4 protein-coding genes are annotated in these 23,981 nt (G+C 65.0%); 1 reads left to right on the forward strand and 3 read right to left on the reverse strand.

What is annotated here, in order from left to right; all coding sequences use genetic code 11:
* Positions 1 to 171: 171 nt before the first annotated feature.
* Positions 172 to 14,592 (forward strand): amino acid adenylation domain-containing protein, encoded by a 14,421-nt coding sequence (locus ACZY0X_RS06280; RefSeq protein WP_463770519.1) that lies wholly within the window; start codon positions 172 to 174, stop codon positions 14,590 to 14,592.
* A 1-nt stretch (position 14,593) separates the two neighbouring features.
* On the opposite strand, the gene htpG is transcribed toward ACZY0X_RS06280, so the two are convergent.
* From htpG to pks2, 3 genes are all read right to left on the reverse strand, one after another.
* Positions 14,594 to 16,546 (reverse strand): molecular chaperone HtpG, encoded by a 1,953-nt coding sequence (gene htpG / locus ACZY0X_RS06285; protein ID WP_463768800.1) that lies wholly within the window; start codon positions 16,544 to 16,546, stop codon positions 14,594 to 14,596.
* A gap of 110 nt (positions 16,547 to 16,656) precedes the next feature.
* On the reverse strand, positions 16,657 to 17,490 hold the full coding sequence (locus ACZY0X_RS06290; protein ID WP_463768801.1) for a GAP family protein: 834 nt from the start codon (positions 17,488 to 17,490) through the stop codon (positions 16,657 to 16,659).
* Between the two features lie 2 nt (positions 17,491 to 17,492).
* Entirely contained in the window at positions 17,493 to 23,801 is a 6,309-nt protein-coding gene (gene pks2, locus ACZY0X_RS06295) for a sulfolipid-1 biosynthesis phthioceranic/hydroxyphthioceranic acid synthase (RefSeq protein WP_463768802.1), read from the reverse strand.
* Positions 23,802 to 23,981 lie beyond the last annotated feature (180 nt).

The raw sequence follows: 23,981 nt of genomic DNA on the forward strand, positions 1-23,981 counted from the left end.
CTCTCGTCGATGGATTTGATGGATGAGGATGAGCGCACGCGGCTGGACGAGTTCGGCAACCGGGCGGCGTTGACCCGGCCGACGGGAGAGTCCACCTCGATTCCTGCTGCGTTCGCTGAGCAGGCGTCTCGTACACCAGAGGCGGTGGCGCTGAGCTTCGGCGGTAGATCGATGTCGTATCGCGAGCTGGACGAGGCCTCGAACCGGTTGGCGCACTTATTAGCTGGGTTGGGATCGGGCCCGGGGCAGTGTGTGGCGGTGCTGTTCAATCGGTGCCCCGAGGCCATCGTGTCGATACTGGCGGTGCTCAAGACCGGGGCGGCGTATCTGCCGATAGATCCGGCTCATCCCGATGCACGGATCGAGTTCATGGTGGGCGATGCCGCACCGTTCGCGGCGGTGACCACCGCTGGACTCGCGGACCGGCTGGACGGATGCGATCTGCGGGTTGTCGATATCGATGATCCCGGCCTTGGGGCCCAGCCCAGCACTGCGCCGCCCGCGCCGGCCCCAGATGATGTTGCCTACCTCATTTACACCTCGGGTACCACCGGTGTTCCGAAGGGGGTGGCCATCACCCACCGCAACGTGACCCAGTTGTTGGAGTCCCTGGATGCCAATCTGGAGCTGACGGGACAGGTGTGGACGCAGTGTCATTCGTTGGCGTTTGACTACTCGGTCTGGGAGATCTGGGGTGCGCTACTGCGTGGTGGGCGGCTGGTGGTGGTGCCCGAAGAGGTGACCCGTGCACCGGAGGACCTGCACGCGCTGTTGGTCGCGGAACAGGTGAGCGTGTTGAGCCAGACCCCTTCGGCGTTCTATGCGCTGCAGACGGCCGACGCGCTACAGCCCGAGCTGGGGCGCCAACTGAAGCTCGAGACAGTGGTGTTCGGCGGTGAGGCACTGGAGCCGCAACGCCTTCGGGCGTGGCTGGAGAGCCATCGGGGATCACAGCGCTTGATCAACATGTACGGCATCACCGAGACGACGGTGCATGCCTCGTTCCGCGAGATCAGCGAGGGCGACCTCGAGAGCAGCGCCAGTCCCATCGGGGTTCCGTTGGCCCACCTCGGCTTCTCTGTCTTGGACAAGAGATTGCAGCCGGCGCCGGTGGGCGTGGTCGGTGAGCTGTATGTGGCCGGTGCCGGGCTGGGGTGCGGGTATTGGCGCCGCGGCGGGCTGACCGCGGCACGGTTTGTGGCGTGTCCGTTCGGTGGGCCGGGGGCCCGGATGTACCGCACCGGGGATCTGGCTTCCTGGGGTGCTGACGGACAGCTGCGATACGTGGGCCGGGCCGACGAGCAGGTCAAGATCCGCGGTTATCGCATCGAACTGGGGGAGATTCAAACAGCTCTGGTCGAACTGGATGGGGTCGAGCAAGCCGCGGTGATCGCCCGCGAGGACCGCCCCGGTGACAAACGCCTGGTCGGCTACATCACCGGGACCGCCGAACCGGCCGAGCTACGAGCCCACCTCTCACAGCGTCTGCCGGCGTACATGGTGCCGGTGGCTGTGGTGGTGCTCGACTGCCTGCCTCTGACGGTCAACGGCAAACTGGACAAACGGGCCCTCCCGGCCCCGGAGTACACCGAGGGTGATCACTACCGTGCCCCTGCCACGCCCATCGAGGAGCTTCTGGCCGGTATCTATGCCGAGGTGCTCGGGCTAGACCGGGTCGGTATCGATGACTCGTTCTTCGACCTGGGTGGCGATTCGCTGTCAGCGACGCGGGTGATCAACGCGATCAACACCAGCCTGGATGGCGAGCTTGCCGTGCGTGCGGTGTTTGAGGCGCCCACGGTGGCCCAACTGGCGCCGCGGATCAGTGCGGGTTCGGGTCGGCGGACGCCCTTGACGGCACGGCAGCGGCCCGCGGTGGTGCCGTTGTCGTACGCCCAGCAGCGATTGTGGTTCCTGGATCAGTTGCAGGGACCGTCGCCGATCTACAACATGGCGATGGCGTTGCGGCTGAGCGGACGGCTGGATGGCGATGCGCTCGGGCGGGCGCTGGGCGATGTGGTTCGCAGGCATGAGAGCCTGCGCACGGTGTTCACCGCGCCCGATGGCGTGCCCCAGCAGGTGGTGGTGCCCGCCGGCCAGGCCGATTTCGGTTGGCGGATTGTTGATGCCAGTGGCTGGTCTGCGGGCCGGTTGGGCGAGGAGATCGACGCGACAGTTCGTACGGTGTTTGATCTGTCCACTGAGATTCCGCTGCGGGCAACACTTTTCCGTGTCGCCGAGGATGTGCATGTGTTGGTGGCCGTGGTGCACCATATCGCCGCGGACGGTGCTTCGGTCAGGCCGCTGGTGGCTGACTTGGGGCTGGCGTATGCCAGCCGGTGTGCCGGCCGGCCGCCTGAGTGGGCGCCGCTGCCGGTGCAATACGTCGATTACACGTTGTGGCAGCGCGAGCATCTGGGTGATCTGACGGACGTCGACAGCCGCATCAGTAGACAGGTGGCCTTCTGGGAGCGGGCGTTGGCGGGCCTGCCGGAGCGACTGGAGCTACCGACGGATCGGCCCTATCCGCCGGTGGCCGATTACCGCGGCGCCAGTGTGGTCGTGGACTGGCCGGCACAGTTGCAGCAGCGGGTTACCCGACTGGCCCGTGAGCACAACGCCACCAGCTTCATGGTGATGCAGGCGGCCCTGGCGGTGCTGCTGTCGAAGGTCAGCGCCAGTTCTGATGTCGCGGTGGGATTCCCGATCGCCGGGCGCGGTGACACGGCGCTCGACGAGTTGGTGGGATTCTTCGTCAATACCCTGGTGCTGCGGGTCGATCTGACTGGCGATCCCACCATGGTTGAGCTACTCGGCCGGGTGCGCGAGCACGGTCTGGCGGCCTTTGAGCACCAGGATGTTCCTTTTGAGGTGCTGGTGGATCGGCTCAACCCGACTCGATCGCTGACTCATCATCCCCTGGTGCAGGTGATGTTGGCCTGGCAGAACTTCGCCGGAGACCCCGCATCGGAGTCGGCGTTGGGCGATGTACAGGTCACCCCTCTGCCTGCCGACGTTCAAACCGCTCGAATGGACCTGACATTCTCGCTGTCCGAACGATGGACCGACGTCGGTGAGCCCGCCGGCATCGGCGGGACCGTGGAGTTTCGCGCCGATGTGTTCGACGCGGCCGGCATCGAGGCGTTGACGCAACGACTGCGGCGGGTGCTGGAGTCGATGACGGCCGATCCTGACTGGTCGTTGTCGACCGTGGATGTGCTTGATGCCGGTGAGCATGTCCGACTGGATGAGTTCGCCAACCGGGCGGCGCTGAGCAGGTCTGCGACCGCAGTGTCGATACCGGCGATGTTCGTCGAGCGGGTCGCGGGCCAGCCGGAGGCGGTGGCGATCAGTTTCTGCGGCCGCTCCATGACCTACCGCGAACTCGACGAGGCCTCGAACCGGTTGGCACATCTGTTGATCGGGTTGGGGGTGGGCCCCGGGCAGTGCGTGGCCTTGCTGTTCAATCGGTGCCCCGAGGCCATCGTGTCGATACTGGCGGTGCTCAAGGCCGGAGCGGCGTATCTGCCGATCGATCCGGCGCATCCTCAGTCGCGGATCGAGTTCATGGTGGGTGATGCCACGCCGATCGCAGCGATCAGCACTGCGGGATTGGCTGACCGGCTCGACGGCTGTGATCTGCTGGTCATCGACATCAACGACCCGCGGATCGACTCAGCCCCCCCGGCGGCATTGCCAGCGCCGATGGCCAGCGACATCGCGTACATCATCTACACCTCGGGTACCACCGGTACACCGAAAGGTGTTGCCATCACGCATCACAACGTCACCCAGCTATTGGACTCGGCGAACGCCCACCTCGATCTAGCGGGCCAGGTGTGGACGCAGTGGCACTCGTTGGCCTTTGACGTCTCGGTGTGGGAGATGTGGGGTGCGTTGCTGTATGGGGGCCGGTTGGTGGTGGTGCCCGAGGCGGTCGCGCGTTCGCCGCAGGACTTCTACGCATTGCTGGTCTCCGAACGGGTTAGCGTTTTGAGCCAGACTCCGTCGGGGTTCTACGCGCTGCAGACCGCCGACGCGCCGGAGACCGGGCCGGGAGGCCAGTTGAAACTCGAGGCGGTGGTGTTCGCCGGTGAAGCGCTGGACCCGCAGCGCCTTCGGACCTGGCTGGGCAACCATCCGGGACGGCCACGCATGATCAACATGTATGGCACCACCGAGACGACGGTGCATGCGTCATTCCGGGAGATCCTCAGCCACGACGTCGACAGCAGTGTCAGTCCCGTCGGGGTGCCCCTGGCGGGTCTTGCCTTCTTCGTACTGGATGCCTGGTTGCATCCGGTGCCGCCGGGTGTGGTCGGTGACTTGTATGTGGCCGGACGCGGTGTGGGAGTGGGATATGTGCGGCGACCGGGGTTGAGCGCATCGCGATTTGTGGCCTGTCCGTTCGGTGAGTCCGGCACACGCATGTATCGCACCGGGGATCTGGTGCGGTGGGGTGCTGACGGGCAGTTGCAATATCTGGGCCGGGCCGATGAACAGGTCAAGATCCGGGGCTACCGCATCGAACTCGGCGAGGTGCACGCGGCATTGGCCGATCTGGACGGGGTCGAGCAGGCGGTGGTGATCGCGCGTGAGGACCGCCCTGGCGACAAGCGTCTGGTCGGATACGTCACCGGCACCCTCGATCCGGCACAGGCGCGCGCCGCGCTGGCCGTTCGGCTGCCGACGTACATGGTGCCCGCAGCGGTGGTGGCGCTCGCGGAGTTGCCGCTGACCGTCAACGGCAAACTGGACAAGCGAGCACTTCCGGCACCGGAGTACACCGATGTCGATCGCTACCGTGCCCCGGACACGCCAACCGAGGAGATTCTGGCCGGTATCTATGCCCACGTGCTCGGCTTGGATCGCGTCGGGGTCGACGACTCGTTCTTCGACCTGGGCGGTGACTCGCTGTCGGCGGTGCGAGTGATCAACGCGATCAACACAAGCCTCGACTGTGGCCTTGGGGTGCGAGCCCTGTTCGACGCGCCGTCGGTGGCACAGTTGGCGCCGCATATCGGTGAGGGAGCCGCCAAGCGTAAGCCGCTTGCGGCGCAGCAGCGGCCGGCGGAGCTGCCGTTGTCCTATGCCCAGAGTCGATTGTGGTTCTTGAACCGGTTCGAGGGCGGCGTGGCGACTTACAACATGCCGACCGCTTTCCGGATCAACGGGGCTTTGGATGTGGCGGCACTGGATGCGGCCCTCGATGATGCGATCGCCCGGCACGAGTCGCTGCGCACGGTCTTCCCCGACCGTGACGGTGTGCCACTGCAGAAGGTGCTGGCGGCGCAGGAGGGGATGTGGCGGCGCGGCGGTCCGGCGGTGGTGTCGCTACCCGAGACCGATGTGGCCGCCGAGTTGGTGGCATTGGCGGGGTACCGCTTCGATCTGGCGGCCGAGATCCCGATTCGGGCGCAGATCTTCCAGGTGGGCCCCGAGCGGTACGTGGTGGGAATAGTGTTTCATCACATCGCCTTTGACGGCTGGTCCCTGGCACCGATGGTGCGCGACATCGGTGCGGCGTATGCCTGCCGCTGTGTGGGCCAGGCCCCGAATTGGGCACCCCTGCCGGTGCAGTATGTCGATTACGCTCTGTGGCAGCATGATTGGCTGGGGTCAGAGGCCGATCCCGACAGCGTGATCGCCGGTCAGTTGGGCTATTGGCGGCAGGAACTAGCCAGCCTGCCCGAGGTGGTGTCGCTGCCGACCGATCGGCCTCGCCCGCCGGTACCAAGCTATCGCGGTGACGAGGTACCGCTGCACATCGACGCGCAGACGTGGGCGGGGCTCAAGGCGGTGGCGGCGGCGCACAACGCGACGGCCTCGATGGTGCTGCAGGCTGTGATGGCGGTGGTGTTGCACCGGGCCGGGGTCGGTGAGGACGTTGTGATGGGTGCGCCGATCGCCGGGCGGATGGACCAGGCGCTCGACGATCTGGTCGGGTTCTTCGTCAACACCTGGGTATTGCGAGTGGGAGTGAACTCCGGACTGCGGTTCAGCGATGTGCTCGAGCAGGTACGACACAAGGCCCTGGATGCCTACGGCAACCAGGATGTGCCCTTCGAGCTGCTGGTCGAGCAGCTCAACCCGGCACGTTCCACATCGCATCACCCGCTGTTCCAGGTGGCCACGACATTCCAGAACAACGCGCGTCCCGACGTGATGAAGATCGAGGGGGTCAGCGTTGACCCGCTGGAGGCTGACACCCGCACCGCCAAGTTCGATCTGGACATCCAACTTAGAGAGATGCCCGGCGAGAGTGAGGGTGCTGGTGCGCCGATCTGCGCCGGCACGGTGTCCTATGCCACGGATCTGTTCGACCGGTTCACCATCGAGCGGTTGGCGAGGTGGTTCGGCCGGGTGGTCGATGCTGTGGTGGCCGACGCGTCGGTGGTGGTGGGGGATGTGGAGCTGCTGGATCGCGGTGAGCGTGAGCTGGTCCTGGCGCAGTGGTCTGGTGCTGACGGGGTCGCGCCGGTGGGGCTGGGTACGCAGTTGTTGGCCGCGGCGGTGGCCACCGATCCGGATGCGGTGGCCGTTATTGATGGGGACCGCCAGTGGTCGTATCGCGAGCTGGATGAGTCCTCTAATCGGCTGGCGCGGCACCTGATTGAGATGGGAGTGGGACCGGAGCACGCGGTCGGCGTGGCGATGGACCGCTGTGCGGAGCTGGTGCTGGCGTGGTGGGCGGTGCTCAAGGCCGGCGGGGTGTACGTGCCGGTGGATCGGGCTCATCCGGATGCGCGGATCGCCACAGTGCTCGACACCGCTGGAGCAGTGGGTGTGCTGACCTGTGGCGATGATGTGTTGGGCGCAGCCGGGACTCGTCCAGTCGTGCGCATCGATGGTCTGGATCTGTCGGGTCGCAGTGCCGATCCGATCACCGACGCTGAGCGGCTGGCTCTGCAAAGTGTGAATGATGCCGCGTATGTGATCTTCACGTCGGGTTCCACGGGTACCCCGAAGGGGGTGGCAGTCAGCCACGCGGGACTGCTGGGTGTGGCGGCGGGGCACCGTGAGGCGTTCGAGTTGGGCGCGGATGCGCGGGTTCTGATGGTCTCGGCCCCGACCTTTGACGCCTCGGTGTTCGAATGGCTGTTGGCGGTGGCGTCGGGGGCGGCGTTGGTGGTGGCAGACCCGGATTCCTATGCGGGGGAGGCGTTGACGACACTGCTGCGCGACCAGCGGGTCGATGCGGCGGTGTTGACTCCGACGGTACTGGCGACGCTGGACCGATCCCGGTTGGATGGGCGGCTGGGCACCCTGATCGCCGTCGGGGAGGCCATCCCGGCGGAGTTGATGGCCGCATGGGCGCCGGGTCGGCGGATGTTCAACGCCTACGGACCGACCGAGGTCACCATCTGGGCCACCTGGAGTGCACTGTCGACTGGGCAGCCGGTCCGGATCGGGTCTCCGATCGCGGGGATGCGCGCGCTGGTGCTGGATGCACGGCTCAATCCGGCCCCAGTTGGAGTGGTCGGTGAGCTGTATCTGGCGGGTCCTCCGGTGGCGCGCGGATACGTGGGTCGTGCGGAGTTGACCGCGGATCGTTTCGTGGCCAACCCGTTTGGGGACGCCGGCACGCGCATGTACCGCACAGGAGATCTGGTGCGCTGGGGTGTCGATGGGCAGTTGGAGTATCTGGGTCGTGCCGATGCCCAGATCAAACTCCGTGGCCAGCGTCTGGAACTGGGCGAGATCGAGAACACCCTGCTGGCCTGCCCGCAGGTGTCGCAGGCAGCAGCGGCGGTGCACCACGCCGAGACCGCGGACCATCTCATCGCCTACGTCGCCCTGGAGCGATCGAGCACCGCAGATCATGACGCCGAGGTCGTCGATCAGTGGCAGAACATCTACGACGAGTTGTATGACGCCGAGGGCGCAGACTCAGTGTTCGGTAGCGACTTCCGGGGCTGGAACAGCAGCTACACCGGTGAGGCGATTCCGCTGCCGCAGATGCAGGAGTGGCGCTCGGCCGCAGTGAACCGGATTCTGGCGCTGCGTCCACGTCGGGTGCTCGAGATCGGCGTCGGTTCGGGACTTGTCCTGTCACAGGTCGCCCCGAGGTGTGAGGAGTACTGGGGCACGGACTTCTCCGCGCCGACGGTTCACAAGCTGAGATCAGCGGTGGCCGGGCAGCCGTGGGGGGATCGGGTGCAGCTGCTCGCCCAACCAGCCGATGTGGTCGAGGGGCTGCCGCAGAACCACTTCGACGTGGTGGTCATCAACTCGGTCATCCAGTACTTCCCGAGCGCTGACTACCTGGCCGAGGTCATCGACAAGGCCGTGGACCTGCTGGCCCCCGGTGGGGCACTGTTCCTCGGCGATGTCCGCAACCACAGCCTGCAGGGTGCGTTTCAGACCGGTGTCGCGTTGGTGCACAACGGTACTGGAGCCGAGACCGATGAGGTCCGGCAACGCGTGCAGCGCGCCATCCTCGGCGAGCCTGAATTGATGTTGGCTCCGGAGTTCTTCACCACCTGGGCGGCGCAGAATTCGTCGGCGGTCGGAGTGGAGATTCACGTCAAGCGCGGGGATGCCGACAACGAACTCAGCCGCTACCGCTACGACGTCACCATCCACAAGACGCCGACATCGGTGTCCTCGCTGGCCTCTGCACCGCGCTGGGAGTGGACCGACTGCGCCGGATTGAGCGGTCTGCACGCCGAGTTGATCGCACAACGACCGGCCATGGTGCGCGTCAGCGCAATCCCTCGCACCGGTGTCATCGCCGATGTGGACATCGACGAGGCACTGGCCGCCGGACTCCCGCTCGCCGACGCACAGTCGGCCGCCGCCACCTCCACAGCCGACACAGCCACGCCCGAACAACTACACCGACTCGGTGAGGAGAACGGGTATCAGGTCGAGGTCACCTGGGGTCCTCAACCCGGAACCCTGGATGCGGTCTTCATCGCGGCAAGTGAGTCCGGGAGTGTTCCGGCGCTGACCGATCTGTACCTGCCCCCCGCCGGCGCCCGCCAACGCAGCAGGAGTTACGCCAACGACCCGCACACCAACACGAAACTCAGCGCGGTGCGTCAGCTGTTGAGTGCGCGGCTGCCCGACTACATGGTGCCGACCCAGATGGTGGTCCTCGACGAGCTTCCGTTGACCTCCTCGGGCAAGATCGACCGAAAGGCCCTGCCTGCACCGGTGTTCGCCGTAATCCGATTCCGAGCACCGCGGACCCCGACCGAGAAGACCGTGGCCCGGGTATTCGCCGAAGTGCTCGGCCTGGACCGGGTCGGTCTCGACGACGACTTCTTCGCACTGGGCGGGGACTCGTTGATCGCCATCCGGGTCAGCGCCCGGCTGGAGTCAGCATTGGGCAGGGAGGTGCCGGTGCGGTACCTGTTCGACGCCTCGACCGTCGGAGGCCTCGCCGATCACCTGGACCGTAATCTTGGCGGTGCGGCCCGCCCACCACTACAGCCGATGCCACGCCCGCAGCACATCCCGTTGTCGTTTGCACAGAGCCGGATGTGGTTCTTGAACCGGTTCGAGGGTGGCGTGGCGACCTACAACATTCCAACCGCGTTGCGGATAAGCGGGGCTTTGGATGTGGCCGCGCTGGGTGCCGCCCTTGATGACGTGATCGCCCGGCACGAGTCACTGCGCACAGTCTTCCCCGATGTAGACGGTGCGGCGTTCCAGAAGGTGTTGCCGGCTCGGGAGGGGATGTGGCGGCACGGGGGTCCCGGGGTGCTATCGCTACCCGACTCCGATGTGCTCGGCGAGTTGGTGGCATTGGCGGGGTACCGCTTTGATCTTGCGGCCGAGGTCCCAATCCGGGCCCAGGTCTTCCAGGTGGGTCCCGAGCAGTACGTGTTGGGTATTGTCGTGCACCACATTGCCTTTGACGGATGGTCAATGGTGCCGATGGTGCGCGACATCGGTGCGGCGTATGCCAGCCGTTGTGTGGGCCAGGCTCCCGATTGGACGCCGCTGCCGGTGCAGTATGTCGATTACGCCCTTTGGCAACAGGACTGGCTCGGATCGGTGACTGATCCCGACAGTGTGATCTCCGGGCAGTTGGGCTATTGGCGGCAGGAATTGGCCGGGTTGCCCGAGGTGGTGTCGTTGCCGACCGATCGACCTCGGCCGCCGGTGCCCACTTACCGCGGTGACGAGGCGCCATTGCGCATCGACGCGCAGACGTGGGCGGGGCTCAAGGCGGTGGCGGCGGCACACAACGTGACGGCCTCGATGATGCTGCAGGCCGTGGCAGCGGTGGTGCTGCACCGAGCTGGGGTCGGTGACGACGTGGCGATGGGTGCACCGATCGCCGGGAGGTTGGATGCCGCGCTCGACGATCTGGTCGGGTTCTTCGTCAACACCTGGGTGCTGCGAGTGGGAGTGAACTCCGGACTGCGTTTCAGCGATGTGCTCGAGCAGGTGCGACAGAAGGCGCTGAATGCCTACGGCAACCAGGATGTGCCCTTCGAGTTGCTGGTCGAGCAGCTCAACCCGGCACGTTCCACATCACATCACCCACTGTTTCAAGTCCTCATGGTGTTTCAGAACAATGTGCGCCCCGAGGGTAGGGAGATCGAGGGGGTCAGTGTTGAGCCGCTGGAGGCCGACACCCGCACCGCCAAGTTCGATCTGGACATCGAGCTCAGCGAGATACCCGGCGGGGATGCGGGTGCGCCGATCTGCGCAGGCACGGTGTCCTATGCCACGGATCTGTTCGACCTGTCCACGATCGAGCGGTTGATCAGATGGTTCGGCCGGGTGGTCGAGGCTGTGGTGGCCGACGCGTCGGTGGTGGTGGGCGATGTGGACCTGCTGGATCGCGGCGAGCGCGAACTCGTGCTGAGGCAATGGTCTGGCGCTGATATCGGAGGCCCGGTGGGGCTGGGTCCGCAGTTGTTGGCCGCAGCAGTGGCGGCCAACCCGGATGCGGTGGCCGTTATTGATGGGGACCGCCAGTGGTCGTACCGCGAGCTGGATGAGTCCTCGAATCGGCTGGCGCGGAACCTGATTGAGATGGGAGTGGGACCGGAGCGCGCGGTGGGCGTCGCGATGGGCCGGTCGGCGGAGTTGGTGTTGGCGTGGTGGGCGGTGCTCAAGGCCGGTGGGGTGTACGTGCCGGTGGATCGGGCTCATCCGGACGCGCGGATCGCCACGGTGCTCGACACCGCTGAGGCGGTGTGTGTGCTGACCTATGGTGTCGATGTAGTGGCGGGGGCTGGGAACCGTCCGGTGCTACGCATCGATGATCTGGATGTGTCGGGGCTCAGTGCCGAACCGATCACTGACACTGAGCGGCTGGCTCCGCAAAGTGTGAATGATGCCGCATATGTGATCTTCACGTCGGGGTCCACCGGCACCCCGAAGGGGGTCACGGTAACTCACGCCGGACTGCTGGGTTGGGCTGAGGCGCAGCGCGAACGATTTGGGCTGACCTCTCTCTCGCGGGTGCTGATGGTGTCCGCGCCCACATTCGATGCCTCGGTCGGAGAGTGGTTGTTGGCGGTGGCGTCAGGGGCGGCGTTGGTGGTGGCACCCCCAGATTCCTATGCAGGAGAGGCGTTGACGGCACTGCTGTCCGAGCAGCGTGTCGATGCGGCAGTGCTGACGCCGACGGTGCTGGCGACACTGGATCGAGCCCGGTTGGCCGGGTTGAGCACGCTGATAGCCGTGGGGGAGGCGGTGCCCGCGGAGTTGGTGGCCGCCTGGGCGCCGGGTCGGCGGATGTTCAACGGCTACGGACCCAGTGAGGTCACCATCTGGGTGACATGTGCATTGTTGTCCGTGGGCCAGCCGGTGCGGATCGGGGCACCGATCGCTGGGGTGAACGCGTTGGTGCTGGATGCCCGGCTCAAGCCGGCCCCGGTCGGGGTGGTCGGTGAGTTGTATCTGGCCGGGCCGGCGGTCGGGCGCGGGTATGTGGGTCGGGCGCGATTGACCGCGGATCGGTTCGTGGCCAACCTATTCGGGGAAGCTGGGGAGCGGATGTATCGCACCGGCGATCTCGTGCGTTGGGGTCCTGATGGGCAGTTGGAGTATCTGGGTCGTGCCGATGCCCAGATCAAACTGCGCGGGCAGCGCATCGAGTTGGGTGAGATCGAGAACACCCTGCTGTCCTGCCCGCAGGTCACCAGGGCTGCGGCGGCAGTGCATCACAGCGATGCCGGCAGCGATCATCTGGTCGGATACATCACGTTGGAGCGATCGAGCACCGCAGATCATGATGCTGAGGTCGTCGATCAGTGGCAGAACATCTACGACGAGTTGTATGACGCCGAGGGCGCGGCCGCAGACTTCGGCAGTGACTTCCGTGGCTGGAACAGCAGCTACACCGGCGAGCCGATTCCGCTACCGCAGATGCAGGAGTGGCGCTCGGCGGCGGTGGAGCGGATTCTGGCGCTGCGGCCGAGTCGGGTGCTCGAGATCGGGGTGGGGTCGGGGCTGTTGCTGTCACAGATCGCGCCGAGGTGTGTGGAGTACTGGGGCACGGACTTCTCCGCACCAACGGTTCACAAGCTGAGATCAGCGGTCGCCCGGCAGCCGTGGGCGGATCGGGTGCAGCTGCTCGCCCAACCAGCCGATGTGGTCGAGGGGTTACCGCAGAACCACTTCGACGTGGTGGTCATCAACTCGGTGGTTCAGTACTTCCCGAGCGCGGACTATCTGGCCGACGTCATCGACAAGGCCGTGGAACTGCTGACCCCGGGTGGGGCACTGTTCATCGGTGATGTGCGCAATCACAGCCTGCAGGGAGCGTTTCAGACCGGTGTGGCGCTGGCGCACACCGATATATGCGCTGACGCCGACGAGGTTCGGCAACGGGTGCAACGTGCGATGCTGGGGGAGCCCGAATTGCTGTTGGCACCGGAGTTCTTCACCACCTGGGCCGCCGGGCATGCGTCAGTGGGTGGGGTGGGCATTGCGGTCAAGCGCGGCGATGCCGACAATGAGCTGACCCGCTACCGCTACGAAGTCACGGCCTACAAGACACCAACCGCGGTGCACTCGGTGGCCGGGGCGTCCAACTGGGAGTGGACCGACTGCGCCGGATTGAGCGGCCTGCAAGCCGAGCTGATCGCCCACCGGCCAACCATGGTGCGCGTCAGCGCGATCCCCCGCACCGGCGTGATCGCCGATGTGGGCATCGACGCGGCGCTGGCCGCCGGACTCCCACTTGCCGATGCACGCTCGGCCGCTGCGACCGCGATGTCTGGCAGCGTCACCCCCGAGCAGATGCACCGGCTCGGTGAGGAGAACGGGTATCAGGTCGCGGTCACCTGGGGTCCTCAACCCGGAACCCTGGATGCGGTCTTCATCGCGGCAAGTGACGCCGGATACGGCCGGGCGTTGACCGATCTGTACCTGCCCCCCGTCGGCGCGCGCCAGCGCGGCAGCTATGCCAATGATCCGCACACCAACACCAAGGTCAGTGCGGTGCGGCAGCGGCTTGGCGAGCGGTTGCCCGAATACATGGTGCCATCCCAGATCGTGGTGCTCGACGAGTTCCCGTTGACCTCCTCGGGCAAGATCGACCGTAAGGTCCTGCCGGCACCGGTGTTCGCCACCACATCCTTCCGGGCACCGCAGACCCCAACCGAGAAGACCGTCGCCGAGCTGTTCGCGGATGTGCTCGCGCTGGACCGGGTCGGCCTCGACGACGACTTCTTCGCCCTGGGCGGAGACTCACTGTCAGCAATGCGCCTCATCGCGGCCATCAAGACCGCACTGGATGTCGATCTCTCGGTACCCACGATATTCGAAGCGCCCACGGTGAGAAGTCTGAGTCAGCGCCTGCAGACCGACGCCATGGTTGTGCAAGAGGTAGCGCCCGTTCAGATCCTGAAGAGAGGCACCGGAGTTCCGCTGTTCTGCATCCACCCCGGAGTTGGGATGAGTTGGGCGTATCACTCGCTCTCCAACTACCTGGACTGCTCGATCATCGGAATTCAACAAGTTCTGCAGGACGACGAAGCCGAACCTCATTCGATTCGCGAAATGGCGAGAAACTATGCCGACAGGCTGATCGAGGCGTATCCGACCGGGCCCTACAGCATTCTCGGCTTCTCCTTTGGGGGCGTAGTCGCTCACGAAACAGCCATTGAGCTGCAACGGCGCGGATGCGTAATCGCGCGCCTCATCCTTCTCGACGCTCAACCCGATATGGACAGCAGCGTGTCAGACCGTGCACTGGACAGGAACGACATACTCGAGGGTGTCCTGCGGCTGTCTGAAATAGACACTCCTGAACAGGAGGGCCCGCTCACCGATGAGCAGGTGGAGCAACTGATTCGTGAACACGCAGCCGTGGAGTTCTCTCGATACGAGAAGCTTCTGGACATGGCCGTTCACAACGTCAACACCAACATCGCATTGTTCGGCGATCACGAGCCCAGCGTCTTTCATGGCGATCTTCACGTGTTCTCCGCCCTGCAGAATGAGAACGAAAACGGTTCCTCTGCCCTGCAGAGTTGGCGGCCCTACGTTGCCGGTGACATCACCGAGTACACCGTCGACTGCACCCACGAACAGATGTTGACTGCCGACACTGTCAGCCTGTACGGCCAACAGCTCAAACTCATCTGTGTCGAGGACACCGTCAAGGGGATTCCCTGAGTCACACCGTACGCGCCAGCCGGTTCGCGAGTAGCGCGGCGAACTTCGCAGGGTCCTCGAGTTCGCCACCCTCGGCGAGAATCGCTGTACCGTAGAGTAATTCGGCACTATCGGCGAGATCCTCTGTCAGCGCTGAATCGCCGCCGGCATTCCTGTGCGCAGTTTGCAGTCCGGTCACGAGGGGATGATCTGCGTTGATCTCGAGGATCCGCTTCCCGACTGGAACCACCTGCCCGGAAGCCCGGTACATGCGCGCAAGTGTCGGTGTGATCCCGAAGGCGTCGGTTATCAGGCAGGCCGGTGACTCGGTCAGTCGTGTGGACAACCGCACTTCCTTGACATGATCACTCAACGTCTCCTTCAACCAGGTGAGCAGGTCGGCGAAATCCCGTTCCCGCTCCTGGCGCTCGGCCTCGTGCGCCACCTTCTCATCCTCGGAGTCGAGGGCCACCTCGCCCTTGGCCACGGATTGCAGCGTCTTGCCGTCGAACTCGGCGACCGTTCCCACCCAGATCTCGTCGACCGGATCGGTGAGCAGCAGCACCTCATACCCCTTGGCCCTGAACGCCTCCAGATGGGGCGACTTCACCAGCCGCTGTAGCGATTCGCCTGTGGCATAGAAGATCTGATCCTGACCGTCCTTCATGCGATCGACGTACTCACCCAGGGTGGTGGGTTCGGATTCACCGTGCGTGGAGTGGAAGGAGGAGATGCGCAGCAGCTTGTCCTGGTTGTCGAAGTCCGATGTCAGACCCTCCTTGATGACGGCGCCGAACTGCGTCCAGAACGTGCGGTAGTCCTGCGGCCGCGATGTCTGCAGATCCTTGATGGTCGAGAGAATCTTCTTGGTGAGATGGCGACGTATAGCGGTGATATGCCGATCCTGCTGCAGAATCTCGCGAGAGGCATTGAGTGACATGCCCTCTGCATCGACAACCCCCTGGACGAAGCGCAGGTACCTTGGCATGAGTTCGGCGCAATCGGCCATGACGAAGACGCGCTTGACATACAGCTGCACCCCGGTTGCGGCGTCCCGGTTGAACAGGTCAATCGGCGCGTGCGATGGGATGAACAACAATGCCTGATACTCAAAGGTGCCCTCACCCTTCAGCGAGATGACCTCGAGCGGGTCATCCCAGGCGTGCGCGATGTGTCTGTAGAACTCGTTGTACTCGACATCGGAGACTTCGCCCTTGGGCCTGGCCCACAACGCCTTCATTGAGTTGAGGGTCTGCGTCTCGATCTCGACGCGCTCCTCGCCCTCTTCCTCGGTGGCCGGGATGCGCCGCTCGACCTGCATCCGGATTGGCCAGGCGATGAAGTCGGAGTATCGCTTCACCAGCTCCCTGATCTTCATCTCGGAGGTGTAGTCATGCAGCTCGTCCTCTGCGTCTTGAGGTTTGAGATGCAGTGTCACCGACGTCCCGACCGGAGCCTCGCCATCTGATGAGTCGACGGTCTCGATGGTGTAGGTGGCCTCACCGCTCGATACCCACCGGGTGGCTTCACTCTCGCCGGCCTTGCGTGTGAGTAGCTCGACCTTGTCGGCCACCATGAACGTCGAGTAGAAACCGATGCCGAATTGGCCGATCAGTTCTTCGGAGGAGGCCTTCTTGGCGTCTTTCAACTGCTGACGCAGCTCGGCGGTACCTGACTTCGCGAGGGTGCCGATCAGATCCACGACTTCCTCGTGGGTCATACCGATGCCGTTGTCGCGAACGGTCAGGGTTCGTGGATCGTGGCCAACCTCGATGTCGATGTGGAGGTCGGAGGCGTCAACGTTCAGGTCCTTGTTGCGCAGCGTTTCCAGGCGCAACTTGTCCAGCGCGTCGGAGGCGTTCGAGATCAACTCCCGCAGAAACGAGTCCTTGTTCGAGTAAATCGAGTGGACCAGCAAATTCAGCAGCTGACGTGCCTCGGCCTGAAACTCCAACTGCTCGACGCGTGCGGCCATGTGACTCCATCCCAATCAAACCCTCGACTACAGATTCCGGGAAGATGATACCGAGGGCGCCATCAGTTGTTGCCCGAATCCTTCTGATGCGCAGGTCGTTTCACGACGCCTCAGAGGCCTCCCGTACCCCGCAGTACCAGCGAGAGACCGATCACTGCCAATATGACGGCCACGAACTTCCGATGGTGCGTGCGGGCCCAGTCGTGCACCTGTCGCAGAACCGCCTGGGTCTTCGCCGGCGCAACCAGATTGCTAACCAGAATGAACTCCTCAACCACGAGCACGCCGATCATGTAGGCGATGACGGCGACGACCTGAGTTCCGACCGCGGCTCCCGAGGCCACGATGATGGCGAGTGCGATGAGAACCCCGTCCAGTGGCGGCAGGATGATGACGCCGAGGACGAACGCGATCCACGGGGATCCGTTCTGCCACGCCTTTCCCGTGCGACCCAGTAGCCGCCGAATTGGGGAGCCGCCCTCTGGTTCTCCACTCTGCGGTGGCCGCAGCAGTCGCGAGAGTATGGGTGGCGTAGCCGGTTCAATCGCCAGGGTCGATGTCCTTGAGTCGGCATTGGCATTGGCATTGGCATGTCGTTCCGGCATGGGCTGCCTACGGCCAACACCCGGTGCCGCCACCAACCCACGCACGCCCATCACCGCGGCGATCACCACCAGGACCGCGCCCATGCCGATCGCGATGCGCTGGGCGGCGGGGTTCGCGGCGGGGTCGGCGAAATCCTTCACAAAAGAGGCCGACGTTGTGTTCGAGTGGAGCACGAACAGAGGAATCAGCAGGGAGGCGTTGCCCACTATCAGGGCGCCAGCCCAGTAGGCGAGCAGGTTTTGCATGGGCCGCGGTCGGGAGAGCACCAGAAGGATGAGGCCGAGGCGCACCGGATTGATCGTCGTCATGAGCGCTAGCGCCAGCAGTTGTCCCCACATCGTTAGGCGACTTCCGCGGGTACGAGCTTCTCGCACAGTAACTGCGCCAAACCGTGAATCGTGGTGATGTCGGTGGCGGAGATCCGCACCCCGGTCCCGGTCTCAATGCGGGTACGTAGTTCGAGTGCGCCCAGTGAATCCAGACCGTATTCCGACAGCGCCCGGTCGGGATCGATACTGCGACGAAGGATCAGGCTGACCTGGTCGGAGATCAGCCGCCGCAGCAGGGTGGGCCGATCGTCTGGTGGCAGCTCACTTAGTTCGGCGCGTAATTTCCCTGAGCCCGTTGAGTTCTGCTGGGTGGAACGGAACGCCCGGGCGAACGGGCTGCGCTCGGCGAAGGCGGTCAACCACGGATCATCCGAGATTGGTGCGTAGCCGGTGTGGGGGCGATCGTGGCGTAGCAGCGCCTCGAATGCGTACGCGCCCTCACTCGGAGCGATGGCAGCGCCGGCATCGCCCGCCCTGGCTGTACCGCGTCCGATCTGGCTCCAGGCGCCCCATGCAATCGCCGTGGCAGGAAGGCCTTCGGCCCGTCGCCATCGGGTGAACGCATCCAGCCAGCTGTTGGCCGCAGCATAGGCGCCTTGTCCGGGCGAGCCCACCAGCGCGGCCGCCGAGGAGAACGAGCAGAACCAGTCCAATGGCTGGTCGGCGGCGGCGGTGTGCAAGTTCCACGCACCGTATACCTTTGGCGCCCAGTTACGTTCTATCAATTCGTCGGTGATGTTGGGCAGGGTGGCGTCCTCGATCACGCCCGCTGCGTGTAGCACCCCGCGCACTGGGAGCCCGGTAGCGGTCGCCGCTGCCATTGCCCGGTCGGCCGTCTCGGGTATGGCGATATCGCCGCACTCCACCACCACATCGGCACCGCCCGAGCGGATGAGCTCGATCGTCTCCAAAGTCAACTCATCGGGCTGGGAGCGGGAGGTGAGCACAATTCGCCCACAGCCTCCGGTGGCCATCTTCTGGGCGAAGAACAAACCCAGCCCGCCAAGGCCGCCGGTGATGATGTAGGAGCCGTCGGCGCGGAATGGACGAACTTGGTTGGGCGGTAGCACCATATCGCTGGCCCCCTCGCGGGGAATGTCAAGGATGAGTTTTCCGGTGTGTTGGGCGGCACTCATCTGGCGGAGTGCGATGGCGGCATCGGCGAGCGGATAGCGTCTACTCTCGGGCATTGGCAGCGCACCGTCTGCGGTAAGTGCGTATACCGTCGTCAGCAACTCGCGCACCCGATCGGGATGACTGACTGACATCAAACCCAGGTCGAGGCCGTAAAACGTCAGGTTGCGACGGAACGGGAACAAGCCCAGCTTGGTGTCACCGTAGATGTCGCGCTTGCCGATCTCGACGAACCGTCCACCGAGAGCGAGTAGTTCGAGACCCGCACGCTGGGCGGTGCCAATGACCGAGTTGAGCACTATATCGACGCCGTATCCGTCGGTGTCGCGGCGTATCTGGTCGGCGAAGTCGATACTGCGGGAGTCGTAGACATTCTCAATACCCATGCCGAGCAGGAGTTGTCGGCGCTGCTCGCTGCCCGCGGTCGCGAAGATCTCCGCGCCGGCGGCACGGGCGATCGCGACGGCGGCTTGGCCGACACCGCCGGTTGCGGAGTGAATCAGCACCTTGTCACCGGCCTTGATCCGGGCCAGATCGGTGAGGCCATACCAGGCGGTCGCATGCGCGGTGGTCACCGCCGCGGCCTGATGGTCGGTCAGGCCAGGTGGCAGCGGCACTGCCATTCGGGCATCACAGGTGACATACGTCGCCCAGCAGCCCTCTGGAGACAGGCCGCCGACACGGTCGCCGACCGCGTGATCGGTGACACCAGGTCCCACGGCAGTCACCACCCCGGCGAAATCGGTCCCCAGTTGTGGCAGCTGTCCGTCAAAGGCGGGGTAGCGGCCAAATGCGATCAGCACGTCTGCGAAGTTGATACTGGATGCGGTGACTGCGACCTCGATCTGTCCCGGACCAGGTGGAACCCGTTCGATGGCAACGAGTTCTATCGAGGTCAGGTCACCTGGAACACGAATCTGCAGACGCATCCCGTCGCGCTGCTGGGCAGTGGTCGTGAGCTGTCGATCCTCGGGGCGTAGCGGAGCAGGGCACAATCGCGCGTTGTACCAGTAGCCATTTCGCCAGGCGGTCTCGTCTTCTTCAGATCCGCTGACCAGTTGCTGTGCCAGTTGCTTGGAGTCGGTGGCTTCATCCATATCAATCTGGGTGGCGCCCAAATGCGGGTATTCATTGCCGATTACACGGATCAGACCCCGTAGCCCGGCCTGTTCCAGGCTTGGCCGCTCGCCTGCCAGCACGCTTTGGGCGTCACAGGTCACGACGTATATGAGAGGCAGCTCGCCTTGGATCTTCAGCACCTCGTTGGTGATGCGCACCAGATGCCGGACCATCTCGCCGCCGAGCAGGGGTGTCTGACCGACTGCTTCGAGGTCTGCGGCGTCGCTCGGTCCCATGAGGAGCGCCAGACGGGTGAAACCGCCGGCACGCACTTGAGCTTCAAGCTGCTCACCGTTCGTGTGGTCGACGCTCACAGGCCAGGACACCGTGGCGCACTGCGCCCCATGCCCGCTCAGAGCTTCGGCTAACGCCGTCGCAAGCACATCCGCGCCGGCGGTGGCACTGATCAGCAGCCAGGTTCCGGCGTCGGCATAGTCGGATTGCGGCAACGGTCGTTGCTGCCATTCGATGGCCAACAGTCCCTCGGCCAGCAAGCGATTCCTGTGTGCTTCGGCGGATTCGATCCCGAACCGCAGCCCCTGCACCACGAGGAGCACCGCGCCGTGGTCGTCGAGCACGTCGATGTCGGCCTCGAACCCGGCGGCGTCGGTGCTGGTGACCCGCGTGTAGCAGTAGTGAGCGTTGCGCACGGAGTCGTAGGCGCGCAGCCGCCGGACGCCCAGCGGCAACCCAAGTACGTCCGCACCCATGGCCCGGATATCCGGATGCGCTTCGACGGACTGGAAACACGCATCCAGTAGTGCCGGGTGCACGCCGTACGCGTCCTGTTGTGAGCGGATCGAGCGGGGCAGCGCGACCTCGGCTAGTACAGTGCCGGTTTTACCGTCACCGGTGTACACGGCGGCCAGACCGGTGAACGCAGGCCCGTACTGCATCCCACGCTGGTCCACGCGCTTGCGAACCTCGTCGCCGTCCTCGCGAGATGGATGTGCGGCGAGTAACGCGGATATGTCCCATGCAGGTGGCCGCTCGTCGGTTGCGTCATGCAGGACTGCCGAGGCGTGGCGCGCTTGCTCGCTGCCCTGATCGGACTCCACCGAGAACTCGATGACGCCGGGCGCCGACAGCGACGCGGCGGCGCCGACCGTGGTCTGCTCACCAAGCAGTAGCGCCTGCTCGAAACGGATGTCACGGACCTCGCAGGTCTCGCTCAGGACAGTGCGGGCGGCCGCCAGCGCCATCTCGCAGTAAGCCGCTCCCGGAAACACGGCCACATCGCGTATCTGATGATCAGCGAGCCAGGATTGGCTGGCGGTTCCGACGTCGGCCTGCCACACATGGCGCTCCGGTTCGCCCTGCAACCGCACATGCGGACCCAGAAGTGGGTGCACCTCAACGGTGCAACCACCGTGTGTCGGGGATTCCTGGCTACCGCTCAGCCACACCCGTCGTTGCGTCCAAGAGGGCAGGGGCGCGTCCACCAGCCGCCCGCTCGGGTAATGCGCGGAGAAGTCGACCGCGACGCCCGCGCTGTGCAGATCCACCAGGAACTCCAGCAGCCCGTATGGCAGCGATTGGTCGCGACGCATGGCGGCCAGCGCCGCCAGCGGTATGTCGCGGCTGCGGGCGGTCTGCTCGAGCGCGTGGGTGAGTAGTGGGTGCGGCGACAACTCGGCAAAGACGCGGTGACCATCGTCCATGGCGGCCTGCACGGCCGCGGCGAAGCGCACCATGCGGCGCATGTTCGTTGCCCAATAGGCGCCGTCGCACACAGGCTGTTCTCGCGGGTCGAAAAGAGTCGCCGAGTAGAAGGGGACATCCGGTGTCATCGGGTTGAGATCGGAGAGTGCCTCGGTGAGTTCGTCGACGATCGGATCGACTTGAGGCGAGTGAAAGGCAACATCGACGGGGATCTCGCGGGCCATCACCTCACGCTGAGTCCAGGCCAGGACCAGGTCGCGCACCGATTGCGTGGCACCGGCTATCACGGTGGACTGCGGGGAGGTCACCACGGCCACCACAACGTCATGGATCCCGCGGCCGGTCAGTTCCGAAAGCACCTGTTTGGCAGGCAATTCCACTGCTGCGGTGGCCCCTCCGCCGGCGATGCGGGACATCAGGCGCGACCGGCGGCAGACCAGCCGCACGCCGTCCTCGAGTGACAGCGCACCTGCGACGACGGCTGCGGCGGCCTCCCCGAGGGAATGCCCGACGACCGCGCCGGGGCGGACGCCATGGGCCCTCATCGCGGCGGCCAGACCGACCTGCATCGTGAACAGCGTTGGCTGGATGCGATCTTGACCGACAACCACCTGCGGCGCGGATATCGCGTCGGTCACCGAGAACCCTGCCTCACTGGCGATCAGCGGCTCAACCTGCGCGATGGTGGCGGCGAACGCCGGTTCGGCCGCCAGCAGCTCCGCACCCATGCCCGCCCACTGCGAACCCTGCCCGGAGAACACCCACACCGGGGGCCGGTCGTCGCTTCCGACCGCCGCCTGAAACTGGGTATCGCTGTCGGCGACCTGGCGCAGGGCCTCGGTGAGCTGCGGTCGGGTTCTGGCGATGACGGCGGTGCGCACTGGGCGGTGCGCACGCCGACGCGTGAGGGTGTAGGCCAGATCCGGCAGCGTCACGTCGTCATGCGCCTGTATCCAGGTGGCCAGCCGGCCGGCGGTGTGGCGCAGTTCGTCAGCCGAGGTGGACGACAGCGGGAATAGCAGTGGTGTTGACGGTGATGCGATGTGCCCATTGCGTTGTGACTCAGTGTTGGTGGTTTCGGGAGCCTGCTCCACAACGGCGTGTGCATTGGTTCCGGAGACTCCGTACGACGATACGGCGGCGCGCCGCGGTGTGTGATCGGACGTGGGCCACGGTGTGTTGTCCTGCGGTACAAAGAGATTGGTCTTGATTCTGGCCATGGCATCGGGCAGGCGATTGAAGTGCAGATTCTGCGGAATCACACCATGCTGAAGCGCGAGCACAGCCTTGAACAGTCCGAGAGCTCCAGAGGCCGCTTGAGTGTGTCCGAAGTTGGTCTTCACGGCAGCGAGCGCACAGGGACCGTCGCGACCGTATACCTCGGCCAGGCTCGCGTACTCGATGGGATCACCGGTGGCGGTGCCGGTGCCGTGGGTTTCCACCATCCGCACGCTGTCCGCGTCCACACCGGCGGCTGCCAGCGCCTCCCGGTAGGCGGCGACCTGCGCGGGTTGTGATGGCGTTGAGATGTTGACCGTGTGGCCATCTTGATTGATCGCCGTACCGCGTATGACAGCCATGACTCGGTCACCATCACGCTGTGCATCGGGCAGCCGCTTGAGCAAGAACATGACGCAGGCCTCGCCGGGCACGAACCCGTCCGCCGCGATGTCGAAGGCGTGGCAGCAGCCGGTGGGCGACAGCATGCCCTCGGCTGACCCGGACGCCCACTTCCGCGGGTCCAGTGTCAGCGTGACGCCACCAGCCAGCGCGAGCGCACTCTCGTGCTCATGCAGGCTGCGGCACGCCAGATGCACAGCGGTCAGGCCAGAGGAACAGGCGGTGTCCACTGTTAGCGCGGGACCGTGGACCCCGAGGGCATAGGCCACCCGCCCCGACGCCAAGCTGAAGTTGTTGCCGGTGAAGCCGTACGGTCCCTCCACGGCGTGCGCATCGGCGGCCAGCAGCTGGTAGTCGGCATGCGTCAATCCCACGAATACCCCGGTGAGCGTGTCGACCAGGTTCTCCCGGGTGAGGCCGGCGTGTTCCATGGCCTCCCACGATGTCTCCAAGAGAAATCGGTGCTGTGGGTCGCTGGCGGTGGCCTCGCGCTCGTTGATCCCGAAGAACTCGAAATCGAAGCCCGCAACGTCATCGAGGAACGCGCCCCACTTGGACACCGACCGGCCGGGCACCCCGAGTTCCGGGTCGTAATACTCGTCGGGATCCCACCGGCTGAGCGGAATCTCGGTGACCAGGTCGTCACCTCGCAGCAATGCCTCCCATAGCTGCTCCGGCGAGTCGATACCGCCGGGAAGTCGGCAGGCCATGCCGATGACAGCAACCGGAGTGACGGGTGTGGTGTGCGCGTCGAGCGAGATTGGCGCGGTTTCGGATACAGCCATGTGTCCCCCTCACAAGCGGACCCAGCAGCGGTCATGCCGCAGCTAGGCTCGCTTCCCCCCTGGTGTGAGCTGTCTACCTACGCCGGCGTCCTCAGCTGCCCCCAGCCTCGTCGGCGTAGATAGCGGACAGTCACATACGTCAACGGTAAATTCGCGCGGCCGAGTTGTCTTGAAATCCGC

This window comes from Mycobacterium sp. IDUB_39, from assembly GCF_055419205.1.

Bases quoted from the DNA above. Each gene is read 5' to 3' on its own strand.
- htpG (WP_463768800.1), bottom strand. From the start codon at position 16,546: ATGGCCGCACGCGTCGAGCAGTTGGAGTTTCAGGCCGAGGCACGTCAG.
- ACZY0X_RS06280 (WP_463770519.1), top strand. From the start codon at position 172: ATGTCGTATCGCGAGCTGGACGAGGCCTCGAACCGGTTGGCGCACTTA.
- ACZY0X_RS06290 (WP_463768801.1), bottom strand. From the start codon at position 17,490: ATGTGGGGACAACTGCTGGCGCTAGCGCTCATGACGACGATCAATCCG.
- pks2 (WP_463768802.1), bottom strand. From the start codon at position 23,801: ATGGCTGTATCCGAAACCGCGCCAATCTCGCTCGACGCGCACACCACA.